Origin of the sequence: Spiroplasma floricola 23-6 (assembly GCF_002813555.1) — a bacterium.
GTDB lineage: Bacteria > Bacillota_I > Bacilli_A > Mycoplasmatales > Mycoplasmataceae > Spiroplasma_A > Spiroplasma_A floricola.
The window spans coordinates 474,156-489,880 of record NZ_CP025057.1 but is presented as its reverse complement, the minus strand read 5'-3'; the positions used below and the strand labels follow the sequence as shown (position 1 = coordinate 489,880).

The window sequence follows — 15,725 nt, the reverse complement described above, 5'->3', positions numbered from 1 at the left end:
TCCTATTATAATTTTTCTACTTTAATTTGTGATACTAAATTTTCAATTTCTTGTTTTGAAGCAAGTCATTCATTAAAAGCTGTAGCAGCTCCACTTGCTGCAGCATATTGAAGTGTATTTTCTATAGTTAAATTTTTATATTTACCATATACAAATCCAGCTAACATACTATCTCCTGCTCCAACTGAATTAACAAGTTTTCCTTTTGCAATTCCAACTTTATAAATGTCATTGTTTGAATCAAAATATAAACTTCCTTTTGATCCCATACTTAATAAAACATTTTGTGCTCCTAAATTTTTTAATTTTTTAATTAACTCTTTTGTTTCTTCAAAACTTATATTTTCATCAAATTTTAAACCTAATGTCGAGCAAATTTCTTCTAAATTTGGTTTTATTAAAAATGGTTTTTCTTTTAAGACATTTTTTAGTAATTCATTTGCTGCATCACAAATCAATATAGCTTTCTTTTTATTTACAAGTTTTCCAATTTGCTCATAGATATCTTTTTCAATGCTCATAGCAACACTTCCAGTTAACATTACAATATCGTTTTCTTTTAAACTATTTTCTAAATATTGGATTAATTGATTTAATACTTCTTTTTTAGTATTAAACCCCATTCCATTTAATTCAGTTTCTTGTTTTGATTCTAAATGTTTAATTTTATAATTTACTCTTGTTGAACCTGAATTTAGAAAAAAATTGTTATTTAAATTAATTTCTTTAAATTTATTTAAAAATATTTCCTTATTTTCTTCACCCATAATACCAATTGCTTGAACATCTGCAGTTAAATTTTTTAAAATAATTCCTGCATTAATGCCTTTACCACCAACAACTTTATATTCATCATTATAGTAATTTGTTACACCAAGTTCTATTTTTTTATTGGCCAATACAATATGATCTATTGCTGGGTTTAATGTCAATGTATATATCATAATTTTTTATACCTCTTCATTGATAAGTGCTATTTGTGATTTATCACTAAATTTAACAAGTGATTTAGAGTTGTTTTTTGACTTGTCTGCTAAACCAAATGCAAATTGAGAATTTTTAATGGCTATTCTCTTAACTTGTGCTTCATCTTCATCTGTTGTGAAAAAATTAAATTCCTTATCCACTGCATTTATTCCCAAAAATGCTAAATCAAAATTATATTTTGATAAAGCTGAAATTGTTTCAACTCCACAAATTGCTACAGTAGATATTTTTAATTTTCCTGGCAATAGGTTTATATCTTTAACACCATTTTTTGCTAAAATTTGAGCATTGATAATTGAATTTGTATAAATTTTATTATTAAATTCTGGTTTAATTATCTCTGCTAAGAAAAATGTTGTTGAACCCGCATCTAAAAATATAGTTTCAAATGGTTTGATACAAGCTAATGCTTTTTTCGCTATAATTTTTTTGGCTTCAACATTAGCTAGCAATTTTTCATCCAAAACAGCTTCTAATATTGACTTTTCTCTAATAGTCTTTGCTCCTCCATGAACTCTTTTTAACTTAGATTCATTGTGCAGATCAGTGAGATCTCTTCTTAGAGTGGTGAATGGAATGTTTAAATGCTTTGATATTTGTTCATTAGTACAATAATCTTGCTTATTTACATAATCTAAAATTAGTTGCATTCTTTCTTCTCTAATCACTCTTTCACCTCTTTAATATAATATTCCAAAAATGATAAAAAACAACCAAAAACAACCAAAAATTTAAAAATAAAATAAAAAAAGTTCCTAAAAACTTTCCTTTACTTATTATTTTCTTTTCTTTTTATCAATACTAATTCCTCTTGATTTAGCCATTGCATAATTTAAATCTTTATACTTTAATTCTTGTTGAATTCCTTCTTCTCAAATAGGATTAATAACTTTTTTAGATTCACTTTCTTTTTTAGCTTCTCTTGCAACAATATCTGGGTTTGCCCCATTTTCAATTTTCATAGCTTGTTCTATTGTCAAATATGGATCTTCAGGTCTTACACCCTTATTAACTAAAGAATCAAGTTGCATTCTTATTTGAGAACTTGATATTTTTTTATCTTTAAAGTCAATTTGTCATTGAATTGGAGATACTTTCTCAAATTTATAAGGTTCTTTAATAATTGCATAAAGCATATTTACAAATTTTTCAAAACCATCTTCGCCTTTTCAAAAGTTAGTTTCCTCTTCATGCTGTAATTCCCCATTTTTTAAGTCAAACTTTGAAAAGTGCATTTCAAATACTTTACTTGATCAATCACCTTCTGGAATCAAGTAAAAATTTGTAAACATTGAACAATTAAATATATGATTGTCAAATTCATAAATAGAGAAATTAAATCTATCAACTGTTGTTGTATCAATTGAAACAGTAAAGTTTTGTACATCAACAACTTTACTAATTCATTGTAAAACAGATTGAGTATATTTCAAAATAAATTTTAATTTTTGACTTGAAAATATCATTGTTTTTCATCTAGTGTAATTAAAATCGAACTCAGATTCTTTTCTGTTTGAAGCAATACTAAAATCTAAGTTAGCTTGAACAAATTCTGTAATTGATAAATTAATCATTTCTTTTTTCATTAGTACACCTCGCATTAAAGAATAAATATTAATTATAGTATAACATAATTTATCTTTAAGAGCAATATTTGAAAATACTAAAACTATAATTAAAAAAGTGCATTAAAACACTTTTTAAGATATAGGATTTTCAGAAGATGTTGCTCTTGTGACTCCAATCATTCCAGGAACTTCTGAAAGAGTTTTTAAAATGATATTTAATTGATCTAAATCACTGATAGTTATAATCATACTTCCTTTACCAGTGTAATCATCTTCTTGAGATATAATTTTTATTTCTGTTAAGTTAGCTCTTTGAGCTGCAAAAACAGAGACTATATCAAGTAGAATTCCAGGCCTATCATATGCAGTCATTCTAATTTTTGCACTATATTGTTTATTTTCAGTTTTACTTTGAATTCATTCAGTTTTAAGTAAATTCTTAATTTTCTTAATATTTGTTATATTTAAACATTCGCTTCTGTGTACTTGAATACCTTTTGTTTTTGACATAAAACTAGTAACTGGTTCAACTGGAATTGGATAACAGCACTGAGCAAGAGAACAACTAACTTTTTCGATTCCATTTATTCTTAAATCATCTCTTCCTCTTGTAGATTTATATTTTCTAGTTTTCATATCATTAATTAGTTTAATGTCTTTTAAATCTTGTTTTGATACATAAACTATTTCAACTGCTTCAGGAATTGAAAAATCTCCATTACCTACAGATAATAAAAACTCATCAATATTTTTATAATCAAGAACACTAAGTTTTTTTTGAATTTCTTCAATAGAATTAACATTTCATTTTAAATTGTTTGCAATAATATATCTGTCAATTTCTCTTTTAGTATTTCTAATTATTTTTTGATTTGTTATTTTTTCTTTTTCAGCTTCTTTTTCTTTTTGTTCATTTAAGAAATCTTCAATTGCTCTTCGAGCTGTTGAAGTACGAACAAAACGCAATCATTTTTCATGAGGATACGTATCTTTTGAGGTTTGAATCTCAACCATTTCACCAGAGTTTAGTGTTGTGTTATAAGGAGAAAATACCCCATTAATTTTAGCACCTACAGTTTTATTACCAACTTCTGTATGAATTTTATAGGCAAAGTCTAAAACTGTTGAGCCAAATGGTAAGTTAATAACACTTCCATCTGGAGTCAAAATATAAATCATAGGAGCTAAATAGTCAGATTTAAATGTTTCTTCTATAACTTCTCCACTTAAATCAATTTTTTGTGACTCTTCATTATAATTTATTTCCAAATTTTCACTTGCAAGTTTTTCAAGATTCATTAATCTTGTAAACATATCAACTTTTTGATCAATTTCTTTTTGCTTTTCTGCAATATCAATTGTTTTTTCTCCCTCTTTATATTTTCAATGAGCAGCAGCTCCATTTTCTGCTACATCATCCATTTCTCTGGTTCTAATTTGACATTCAAAAATAACACCATCTTTACTTGACAATGTTGAGTGCAATGATTGATATAAATTATTTTTTGGAGTTGCAATATAATCTTTAAATCTTCCAGATAAAGGTGTAAATAATTGATGTAATCACCCTAAAATTCTATAACAATCATCTTGCTTTTCAGTTATGATTCTTATAGCTAAAATATCGTTTATATCACTAAATGATTTACCAAAATGAGTCAATTTTCTATAAATTGAATAAATTGTCTTTGATCTACCAAAAACTTGAGCATTTTTGATTCCCTCTGACTTAAGCTTTTTATTAATTTCCACTATTATTTCTTGTATTAACTCTTTTCTAGAATTTTTATCTTCTTCTAAAAGATTTTTAATTCTTTTATATTCCTTAGGATTTAAGTATTCAAAAGAGTAATCCTCTAATATATTTTTGGCAGTTTTCATACCAATTCTATGAGCTATTGTTGAATAAATTTCTAAAGTTTCTTTTGCAATTATTTTTTGCTTTTCAGGAGTCATATATTGTAAAGTTAATAAATTGTGCATACGATCAGCTATTTTAACAATAATAACTCTAATATCTCTAATCATTGATAAGAAAAGCTTTCTTAAATAATTAGCTTTCATTTGTTCACGATTTTCTTTTGTAAAGTAACTTACTTTAGTTACAGCTTCAACTATATCTGCAACTTCTACACCATAAATATCTTCTATTTCTGAAAATGTTACAGGAGTGTCTTCAACAACATCGTGCAAAAGTCCTGCAATAATTGTTTTTGGTCCCATTCTTCATTGTGCTAAGTAATACGCTGTTGAAAGTGGGTGAATTATAAAGGGATTTCCATTTTTTCTTTTTTGATCTTTGTGTTTATCTTCTGCATAATAATATGCTTTTTTTACTTCTTCAATTAATTTATTATTTTTAATATATTTTTTCATTTCTGCAACAAGTACATCAACTTCTATACATTCTACATAATTAAATTCTTGCTCTTGTGATGTTGATTGTCCATGCATAATGTATTCCTCTTTTATCTTTGATAACAATATTAATATTATATATAAATTAACTACAGATTTCTAATTTATAGCCAGGTTTTTAAATCTCTTAAAAATATTTACTTAGTAAAATAAAAAATTTCCTAATTTTATTTAGGAAATTTTACTAAATTATTATTATTATTATTTCATTAATAAGTTATTAGACTTTTTGAATCAAAATTTGTAAACAATTCAGGATCATGTAAGAATGACAAATCTGCTAAAAAAACAATTCCGTTAATTTTTGCTTTTTCTTGTTCAATAAGATCAACAATGGCTTTCATTGTTCCCCCTGTTGCTAAAACATCATCAACAATAACAACATTATCAGTTGATTTCAAATCTCCAATATGCATTTGAATATGTTCTTTTCCATATTCTAATTCATATTCAATGTCTTTAACTTCTCTTGGAAGTTTACCAGGTTTTCTTACTAATACAAATCTACAATTTGCTGCGTAAGCAACTGCAGAAGCAAATAAGAAACCTCTAGCTTCAGGAGCAACAATAACATTTGCTTTTTTTTCTTTTACATATTCAACCATTTTATCAATTGTATATTTAAAAGCATCTTTGTCATTTAATAAAGGTGTTATATCTTTAAAAGTAACTCCTTTAATTGGAAAGTCCTCAACATCTCAAATATATTTTTTTAAGTCCATATTTTTTTGTCCTCTTATTAATCATTTATTCCTTCTATAATTTGTTCTTCATTTGAAACATATAATCCATTAATAAAACGTTTTCTTGCAAGTTTATTTCTAATTCTTATTTGTTCAAAGATTACTCAAAGTGGAAGTGATATAAATAATACAACTAAACTTGTAACAACAGTTCCAATAATAATTGCTAGACCAAATGATAATATTGTTGGCATAGTAGCTAATATTACAATTCCAACTAATGAGTAAAGAGCAATTAATAATGAACATCTTACAAGTCCAAATTTAAATGATTTTACTAATACTTCAGATAAGTAGTTGTTTTGTTTACCAACTCTATTTATTTTTATTTTATTTTCTTTTTTAATTTTCTTAAATTCTATTTTTTTATTGTGTTTTATTTCTTTAAATTCCAATTTTAGTTTTTTCTTCTCTTCTTTAGACAAGCTATTTGTTTTTATATTTAATCTCATTTCATTTTTAAGATTGAATAATTCATCATTCATTTGTTTTTTAAATGTTTTTGTATCATAAACAATTTCTATTTCTTTATTAAAGAAATCAATTAGTGATTTTTCATTTTTTGATGAGATTAACGATCTTGATTTTCCAAAAATCATAAATAGCGATATGATTGTAAATAATAAACTACTTACAATTGCAATAATTGAAGCATTTCCTAATGGAATTTGTAGAGCAGTTATTAGAGAAACAGATATAACTGGAGCAACTATTATTGCTACTATCATAGCAATATAGTATGTTCATTTAAATCTAATTAAAATATAAATTATTAAAGCTAGAATTATCACAGCAACTGTTATGGCAATTTGTTTTAATGTTCATAACATTGTAGCTGGTTTAATTGCTTTTGTAATAAATCCATTAGTTTCAGTTATATTTTGTTGTTTATCAATACCTCAAATATTAAACAATTTCTTAATAATTGCAGATTGTTTTAAATTTTGTGTATAAACAGTTAAAGTAATTCAATTTTGATTAGTTGAAGATCCATTATATACAAATTGAGATCCATAAGAAACTGAATAATTATGGTTTTTGTAAAGTTTAGATGAATTTAAACTATTTGAAAGATAATTAACATAGTAAGTTTTTGAGTATACAAAATTTCAATATTCTGATACAACTTCTGCTTGTTTAAGACGAACTGCTGATAATTGCTCACTAGAACTATGAGTTTTTTCATATTCTTCATATTCAGTTTTAAGTTTATTTCTTTTTTCTTCAAGTTCCTTTGTTTTAGGATCTTGATCTTCAAAAGTTTGATCTACCATTCCATAATAAGCAGTTTGAATATTATCTCCTCATAATGTATAGTCAGTTCTTCCTCCAAATGTATGATCAAAACGTAAACCAAATAAGAAACCAAATCCGATTGAAAGAGCCAATATAAATACACCAAATAGTGAAATCATTTTTGCTCCATTTTTAATGTTTCTTTCAACAGTTTTAATTTTTAGTTTTTCATTTGTACTTGTTATGATTTGCCCTTCTTCTTCAATTATACTTTGAGTTTTATCATCTCTAATAAAGATTAATTCATTGATTTTAAAATTCAGTTTTTGAATTTTTTTAGCTTTTTTATTTTCATCTAAAGTTGATATCTTAGATTTTAATTTATCAACTTTTTTATTTAATTTTTCTTTTGCTAATAACTGTCTCTTATCAGTTTTTGAAATTTCTTTTTCTTTAATTAAAGTTAATTTTTCATTTAATTGTTTTAATTTATCTTTTAAAGAGTTAATTAATATTTCATTTTTTGATTCTTTTGATTCTAATTTTTTAATTTTATTTTCAACTCTTCTAATTTTGTAATTTAGAAGAAATTTTCCTTGATTTGCAAAGTCTGTATTTAAAGCAAATAAATTAGATTTATTAGTAAACCATGGAGAATTTAAAATTAATTTAAATAGAATTACACTAATCAAAATAGTAAATAAAACTGTGAAGAAAGAACCCATAGCAAGCATAATAGCCATTGACCTTATTGCATTTGATGTAATTCAGAACATACACATTGAAGGAATTAACAGTGCAATAACTAAATCAGCTGCTAAACCTATATTTTCTTTAATAGAAATATTGAAACTTGTTTTTAAACCTCTTTGCTTTAAATAATAACTCTCTTTCATGTTCTCAAATAACGTAGAGAATATTTCAATATTCAATGCTATAAGAATAAATGCAGATATAATTGTTTCAGGTCCAACAGTTAAATTAAATCAACTTAATGATAATAATGTCATTCCTATTATTGCTAATGTGATTATCATTGCAAATAATCCTAAAAGTCTATAGAAAAATCCCATATATATAATTAAGCATAATGCAATTATCAGCAAGAAAGTTAAACCTGCTCAAAGCATTATAGTTGTAACTGTTCCATCTAATGTAGCAATAGAGTTAACTGTAAATACAAATCCCTTACCAGCTGCGTTAAATAATGATGCTCCAATTTCAGATTTTGCATAACTGTCAACAGTTGTAATTAAGTTATCACCTTCAATATATCCTCCACCAGCTGTAGTTGATTTAGATTCAGTTACTGGACCAGTGAATAAAAAGTAATTTGTTCTTAAGTTATTTCAATATACTTCATTAAAAGATTGCCCATTTGTACCAACATATTGAATTAAAGTTGGATTTATTTTTGCAAATATTTCATTAACTTTCATATTACTGTCAGTTAATATACCACTTTGACTTCAAAGACTTACATTTTTTGAATATCTTCCATCATTTTCAAAATCCTTTGTAACAGCATTTGAATCATATACATATTTTGAAGTTTCAGATAAGTATTTAAATGATCCAACTATTTCAGTAAATGCTGTTGCTGTTGCTAAACTTGGTTCTTTTGTTTCTATAAGTGATCCAGAACGTTTATATGAAACTCCTGATGAAGTTTTAACATCTCAATTACCATAAAATAAATCGAAAAGTATTTGTTTAACTTCTGCACTTGTACTACTATTATTGTAAATTTCTCTTAAAGGTTGAACTACAACTCTAAAAAATTCTTCAATTCTTTGTTGTGCTGTTCCTTTAATTAAATTGTAATAGTTTCTAATATCATTGTAAAAACCATCTGCGTCTAAAAGAATAAATAAATTTAATGCTTTATCATCTGCATATGTTGTTTGCTGTTCAGCTGAACTGCTAGGTAATAAACTTTTAAAAGCATCTCCATTTAATTTATATGAAATTGCTGGATGCTTTTGATTTGAAGCTGTAATAGAAGTTGCTTTTGCTCCTGTAAAGAATTCGTTAATACCTTTTCTTTCAATTTTGTTATTATTAGTTGTTATTTGTAAATCAGAATAATTTTTAGCATCTAATAAAACAATTCCACCATTTTTTTGTATTTGGTTTCTAAATACTGTTTCATTTTGATATGCATCAACTGGTGATAAAACTTTTAAGAAATTATTACCAGCTTTTTCTATTATTATTTGATTATTTCCCATTGGATTTAAACGTTGATTTAAAGCTTTTGCACCTTCTGTTGAATTTCCATTTGGTTGACCATTATTATTATTTTCTTCATTTAGATTATCCACTGAAACAAGTGCTGAATAGTAACCTTTGAAATCCGATCCTAATCTAATATTTTCTGAAAATTTTCAAGTAGAAAATACTATCCCTAAAATCAATGAACAGACTATCAATAATATAGCAAAACTTTTAAGAATAGGTTTCTTTTGTTTTTTCCTTATATTTTTTTCGTTGATATTCAACTTAATCACTATCTTTCTAAAATACTTTTTAAATCCATTTCAATTGAACTACTTTGATCTAATATTGCACTAATATTTAAATACTCAAATATTTTATTAACTTTAATATTCATAATAAAAAAGGATAAATCATTCAAATCTGCTATTTTATTATTTTTAAATATTACCTCTCTTAGGTAAGAGAACAAATCATTAAAACTAATATTCTTATATTCTTTCCTTATTTCAGTTAGTTTGAAATCTAACATTTTATAAATAATATTTCTTAAATAAATATCGTTCATTAAATCACCACTACTCTCATAATTATAAACAAAAATTTTAATAAATTAACTAAATTTACTAGATTATTTAAAAAAAATAAATTTTATTCTTCTTTTTCTATATCAGGTTTTTTTTCTTTAGTTTTTCGTTTTTGATTTTTCTTAGTTAGTTTTTCGTTTTCTTTATGTGCTCTAACAATAGCTATCTGTCTAATTTTTTCTTTTTCAAGCTCATCAGTTTCAATCTTTGTTCTAATAATATCTCTATCATCATTCTTTTTAATTTCATAGTTAAACAAACCTTTAATGGATTTGGTATTAATTGCATTAACTTTTGCATGCGGATCTGCCATAAAGACTTCTCTTTCAATTTTATCTCAATCCATGACTGACATAGCAGCCATAATTACACTTCTGTGTAAATAGTTTCCATTAATTCTGTTTATACTATCTCAAGTTAAAATGTCATTTTGAAAACCATTTTCTAATAGCATCTTATTAATTTCTTTTGGCATATTTGTTGTAATCATATAAGTTCTTACTGTATATTTTGGATAGAAGTAATTTGTTGACATTCCAGCACACATTACAAGAGTAAATGATGCAAACAATGATGGTCCGAATACAAATAATATTTTAATTTTTGCAACTAATCCTTTATCAATATTTGTTAAATCATTTCCATATCCATTTTTACATACAAATTCAACTAAATAATTATATTGATCTTTTGTAAACTCTGAGGGCAATGAGTTTAAATATTCACTAGGTGTACCAGAAAGACCGAATCAAGATGCAAAAACAGGATTTCATTGTAAACTATTTCCATCCCCTACAATAGCGCCATTTTTCATAGCATATTCTCACATTGATTCTATTAATTTCTGATTATTAATATAATCACCATTTTGTAAAACATCGATTTTAATATCTGAATTAATTAATTCTAGAGGAATAATAATTGTATTTAAAACAATAACACATGCCAAAATAATTAAATTCACTTTTCTATTCAGTGATCCTAATGGTTTATTACTTTTATTTGATAAATAAACTGTTAAAAAATCTAATCCTCCTGTTGAAGAACCAATTTTATAGACAATTGAATATGAAAAACCTAATAAGATACCCCCTAATGAACCAAAAATAAATAGTCATATACCAGTATTTCATGCTCCTGGTGTTCCTGAAATTAATTGAAAGTTAACAATTAAATGAAATTCTTTGGGATTGATATATGGTAATGCTTGAAAAATTTGGTCAAAACCAATTTGTAGTATTACAAATAAAAATGTTGTAAATGTAAATTTTTTACCTAATTTTATATATCCAAAAATAAATAAAGGTATGTTTATTATTAAATAGTAAACGAAATAGAAAGATGATTGCATATCAACTTGGTTTTTACCTGGAAAAGTTAAAGTAGCAAAAAAACGAGCAATTGCTCCTACTCCCGCTGGAAATAGTCCTGCTCGACCAGTAACAGAAATAAAATAGTCAAATGTTAATGCAATTAGAAATGCAGCAAGAACAATTTGAAAAAAGTCTTTAATAAATTTAGTTCTAAAATATTGTTTAACTAAAAGCTGTTGCTCTCTTTGAGACATTACCTTATTTTCAAAGTTAAGTAATACATCACCATCAATTGCATTACCTTTATTAAGTTCTTTTGCTAATTTATTAATTGTTCTTTTTTCTTCTGTTGATTGAAATTCTACTTTTTTATCATTTAACATTTCATCAACAGAATCTGATATTTCGTTGCTTAATTCAGTAATATCTACCCTATTTTTGTCCATTTTTTTGTCCCTTTACTATTTTAAAGTCAGTTAATATTATACTAGTTTAATGAAGAAAATTATTAAACTTATTTTTTTACTTTGCTAATTATACTTGATATTCCTTCAGTTTCTCGTTTTTTCTTTTGTCTTTGCAAAATTAATTCTCTTAAAACTTCAGCATCATAAATTGATTTTCCCTCATTTTTTGCTTTAGAAATTATATCATTTTCTATCTTTTGATCTGGATCAACTCATTTTAATTGACTATTTTGCTGTTCAATTTTTCTAGCATGCTTTATAATTGAGTTTAAATCTGTTGGATTAAACTCTTCATTGTCATCTTCATACTCTATTCTTAATTTTAAATTATCATCTTTTGAGGTTTCTTTATTTTCAAATTCTAACATAGCCAATTCAAGTAAATCTTCCATAGCAAGACTAACATTATCATCTACTTCATTTTTATATATGTTTTTAGCTTTTTTGCTTGCCATAAAGTTACCCCTTTTTATAAGAATACTATATACTAAAAAATAAAAAAAATCACTAGCATAGTGATTTTTGATTGTTTCTATAAGTTTTTTAAACGAACTGTAACTTTGAATGAACCTACTTTTAATGGGTCATAGTCATTTCTTGTAATATCAACAACTGTGTAAGTTTTTTGATCTTTTGCTGAATAACCTGCAAATACAATTGGTTGATTTGCTTTTGTTTTTGTTTGTACAAAAATTGGTAATTTTGAAGAATTTACTGTTGGTATTTTGAAATAAACAATAACTTTATCATAAGGTGATTCAACATCTGCCAACTGTTGATTTAAGTATTTTACAAATTCATTTAAAACTAGTTTTGAACCATGATGTGGACTTTCCACAAATTCGTGTGTTAGATTATGTGTAATGTAGAATGAAATAGCTGCATCTACAGTAACTAACAAGTGTTTTTTAAGTACTGTTGCTCCATCATAAGTATATGATGATTTGTCTTGTGAACGATCAGCAATAACTTTTGAAACTGCTTTACATACATCTTCAATTGAATGAATTTTTGCTGCTTTAAGATCATATTTAGCTGATTTATTTCATAATAATTCATCATCATTTACACTAATGTTTGTTAAGAACATCATTTTACGTAATCATTTTTTAGGAGCATTTTTTCATTCATCTTCTCCTAAAATTACTTTACTTGGTCCTTCATCTTCAATTTTAGATTTCATAACTTCAACAATATCAATTGCTTCTGGAGTAATTCCTTTTTTGTCAACTAACATTAATGATGGTCCTAAACCTGAAATTAGTGATGCTGTATTTGTTTTGAAACGTGATACTCATGCATCGTGTTCCATTTCAAATAATTCGTGAATAACTTCTAATTCATCATTTGTTGATTTTGTGAAATCAATTACATATTTTGATGATAATAAGTTAAACATTCTTGCTAATAAATATTTTAAAGTATTAGTTGTTTCATAAATTTTAAATTTATGTAATGGATCATTATCTCATGGTGATAATGCATTGTTATACATAATTTTCATTGTAATGAAATTTAGACTTGATTTTTTAGCAATCTGAGCTAACGCTCCTGCTTCTGTATCAATTACGTCAATTGTTTGACCGTATTTGTCAACCATTTCTTTGAACTGTTTTGAGTTATAAACTAACATATCAGCAGTACCTACGATACCATCTGATACACCTAATTTAAAGTTTTTAACTTGACTTGCAAATTCAGTATTAAAAGCATAAGCTTCTGGTTCATGAACTATTTGTCCATATTTAATATCTTTAAATACTGTTAAATCTGCATCTCTATAGATGAATTTTGTAGACATAACAGTATCTGTTGTATCAAACTTATCATTTGTTGATAAAGCTAAGTCAACGTTTATTACTGTTTCTAAACCTGAGTATTCTTCCATTAAATAAGTAATTGCCATAGCGGCATTTGCTTTTCCATAACCGATTGTAGCAATTATGAAAGATTTTCCTCTATATTTAACGTGTTGAATAACCATATTTCTTCATCAATATTTTTTTACAGTTTTGATTCCTGGACGATCTTTAACTGTAAAGTATGCTGTTGAAATAATACCTATCATTTCTTAGTCACCTCTTATTTTTTTCTCTATTACCTCTATCCTCTACAATGTGATGCAAAGATAAAGATTAAATTAATTATACTAAAAACTTAGGAAAAACACTACCCTTTTATATAAAAAATGAAATTTTAATTAAATTTCATTTTTTATATAAATTAAAGTATGGATTTTACTTGTAGTTTCTTTTTATCAATTACTTTTAAATTAATTTCATATTTTTTATTTTCAAAATTAATTTCATATGAATATTTACCAATCATTTTCATATTTGTAACTTCTAGGTTAAGAATATTGTCATTAATTTCTTTTTTAAGATTTGCTTGTTGGTGCTTATAATTTTCTATTATCGACAAGTCATTATCAGATGATTGACTTAATCATAATGTCAATTTTTTTACTCCTGATAGATCTTCCACTAATGAAGCAATATTATTTGTAAAATTCTTATATTCAAACTCTTCATTTTTTATAGAATTATTTAAATCTAATATAATTCTAAGATCTAATATTAAAGAAGATAGCCTATCGAAATTTACTTCTATTTTTCCTTTAACTTGAGTTTCATTTATTTTTTGAAATATTTCAAAGATTGTAAGTTTAGTTCCTAAGATGTCAATTTTTTTAGATTCTAAAAAGTTTTTAATATTTATAGTTTTTGAAAGTTCTTTATTTGCAAATGTTTTAATAAATTCATTAATATAGTCACCTGAATAAATACCATCTCAAATTTTACCCTTTTTTATTTTTTCATTTTGAGATAAATTTTTCATTATATCACTTATATCATTTCCTATTATTAGAGATAATCCTGGATAAGTAATTGCACTTAAAAAATCATTAAGAGAGTTATTTGAAATAATTATATTAATAAATTCACAAATAATACTTGAAATAACAACTTTATCTGGAATTTCTATTAAAGCTCTCATTGAATTATCAATAAGTTTGTTATTTAAAACTATAGTTGGGAAAATGCTATTTAATGTCACTTGTAACAATGAAGTTATACCCTCAGAGTAAATTTCTTCACTTGCAATAGCTCCAAATCTTGGAGTTATAAATACTTTTATTTTTGGATTTTTATAACTTTGAAATAAAACTGATAGAATTTTTCTTATTCCTGATCCATCATTGTATGTATTAATAAGCATATTAACAGTAGTTAAAATATCAAATTTATTATCAACAGAATTAAATTCTGCTTTTCTATATTTTGAAATATCATCAAAATAGTTTTCATTTTTAGAATTGGATAAAGCTTTGACTCCATTTTCAGTGTAGATAATTAAAGTTCTTATAAATCTAATTAGTTCTGCTATTGCAGGAAGATCTCTTATTAAATCTAATTTAATTGATTTTTCTTTTTTTCTAATTGAAGTTAAATTTTTTGTTAAAGTAACAATACTTTCTAAAAATTTCTCCTCTGTTAAATTATCTTTAGTTGGAATTTCAATAACTTTAGTTTCTCTTAACATATAATTAATTGAATTTGCAAATCCCATAATTGCTGAATTCATAACTTCTTGATTTGTAAACCCAACATAAATATCACTAGAAAATGCACTTGATAGTAACTTTGTATTTTCTTGTGAAAGAATCTTATCTAAATAACCTACTAAATAATTATTTTTTAAAACATTTGTAATTTGAGGTAAAGTTAAAACCGAATTAAAAATAAATTTAATTATTTTTCCATCAGATAAAGTTCCTAATAGATTAGGTATTGTGACAAGTAATGTTTCTGCAAATCCCAAAGATTTTGGTTGAATATTTCCAAGCACATTAATATTTTCTTGTACTTGTAAATCACTTGAAAACATATTTTCATCAAAGTATTGATTATAAAGTTCTGCAAATCTTGAATATTGAGTTATATTTTCATCATCTGTAAATGATCTTGAAAGATTTTTAATTCTATTTGTTTTAATTACTTCATCCATTTGATAATTAATATCATAGTTTTTTGTATCACTTAAATATATAGATTTTCCAATTTGTTCTACAATTGTTTGAACTGAATTTTCATTAAAATTAACTTTATTTGTTGAACATGAAACCAATAAAACTGTTGGAGATATTGTTAATAAACTTGCTCCAAGTAAGCTTAATATTTTTTTCATA

At 25.0% G+C, this 15,725-nt stretch carries 11 protein-coding genes; all 11 read right to left on the bottom strand.

The genetic code is table 4. The annotated features are described in order from the left end of the window. Positions 1-5: 5 nt before the first annotated feature. Entirely contained in the window at positions 6-944 is a 939-nt protein-coding gene (locus SFLOR_RS02280) for a 1-phosphofructokinase (protein ID WP_100916480.1), read from the bottom strand. A 6-nt stretch (positions 945-950) separates the two neighbouring features. Continuing rightward, positions 951-1,655, bottom strand: a complete 705-nt coding sequence (locus SFLOR_RS02275; protein WP_100916479.1) for a DeoR/GlpR family DNA-binding transcription regulator — start codon at positions 1,653-1,655, stop codon at positions 951-953. A gap of 108 nt (positions 1,656-1,763) precedes the next feature. Beyond that, positions 1,764-2,573, bottom strand: coding sequence for a hypothetical protein (locus tag SFLOR_RS02270; RefSeq protein ID WP_100916478.1), 810 nt, complete (start codon positions 2,571-2,573; stop codon positions 1,764-1,766). Positions 2,574-2,687: 114 nt separating this feature from the next. Continuing rightward, positions 2,688-5,009: a RelA/SpoT family protein gene (locus tag SFLOR_RS02265; RefSeq protein ID WP_100916477.1), complete on the bottom strand. Its 2,322-nt coding sequence runs from the start codon at positions 5,007-5,009 to the stop codon at positions 2,688-2,690. A 173-nt stretch (positions 5,010-5,182) separates the two neighbouring features. Next, positions 5,183-5,695: an adenine phosphoribosyltransferase gene (locus SFLOR_RS02260; protein ID WP_100916476.1), complete on the bottom strand. Its 513-nt coding sequence runs from the start codon at positions 5,693-5,695 to the stop codon at positions 5,183-5,185. Positions 5,696-5,712: 17 nt separating this feature from the next. Beyond that, the gene (locus SFLOR_RS02255; RefSeq protein ID WP_211282858.1) at positions 5,713-9,462 is read right to left on the bottom strand and encodes a protein translocase SecDF, variant type; all 3,750 of its coding nucleotides are present in this window, start codon (positions 9,460-9,462) and stop codon (positions 5,713-5,715) included. Next, complete coding sequence (locus SFLOR_RS02250; RefSeq protein WP_100916474.1) at positions 9,462-9,737, bottom strand: post-transcriptional regulator; 276 nt, start codon at positions 9,735-9,737, stop codon at positions 9,462-9,464. The genes SFLOR_RS02255 and SFLOR_RS02250 overlap by 1 nt, the downstream gene beginning before the upstream one ends. Positions 9,738-9,820: 83 nt before the next feature. Beyond that, on the bottom strand, positions 9,821-11,515 hold the full coding sequence (locus SFLOR_RS02245; RefSeq protein WP_100916473.1) for a YitT family ABC transporter: 1,695 nt from the start codon (positions 11,513-11,515) through the stop codon (positions 9,821-9,823). A gap of 68 nt (positions 11,516-11,583) precedes the next feature. Then, positions 11,584-11,991, bottom strand: a complete 408-nt coding sequence (locus SFLOR_RS02240) for a hypothetical protein (protein WP_100916472.1) — start codon at positions 11,989-11,991, stop codon at positions 11,584-11,586. Between the two features lie 77 nt (positions 11,992-12,068). Beyond that, positions 12,069-13,604, bottom strand: coding sequence for a cytoskeletal motor fibril protein Fib (gene fib, locus SFLOR_RS02235; protein WP_100916471.1), 1,536 nt, complete (start codon positions 13,602-13,604; stop codon positions 12,069-12,071). A 155-nt stretch (positions 13,605-13,759) separates the two neighbouring features. Further along, the gene (locus SFLOR_RS02230) at positions 13,760-15,724 is read right to left on the bottom strand and encodes a hypothetical protein (protein WP_100916470.1); all 1,965 of its coding nucleotides are present in this window, start codon (positions 15,722-15,724) and stop codon (positions 13,760-13,762) included. Between the last annotated feature and the right edge of the window lies 1 nt (position 15,725).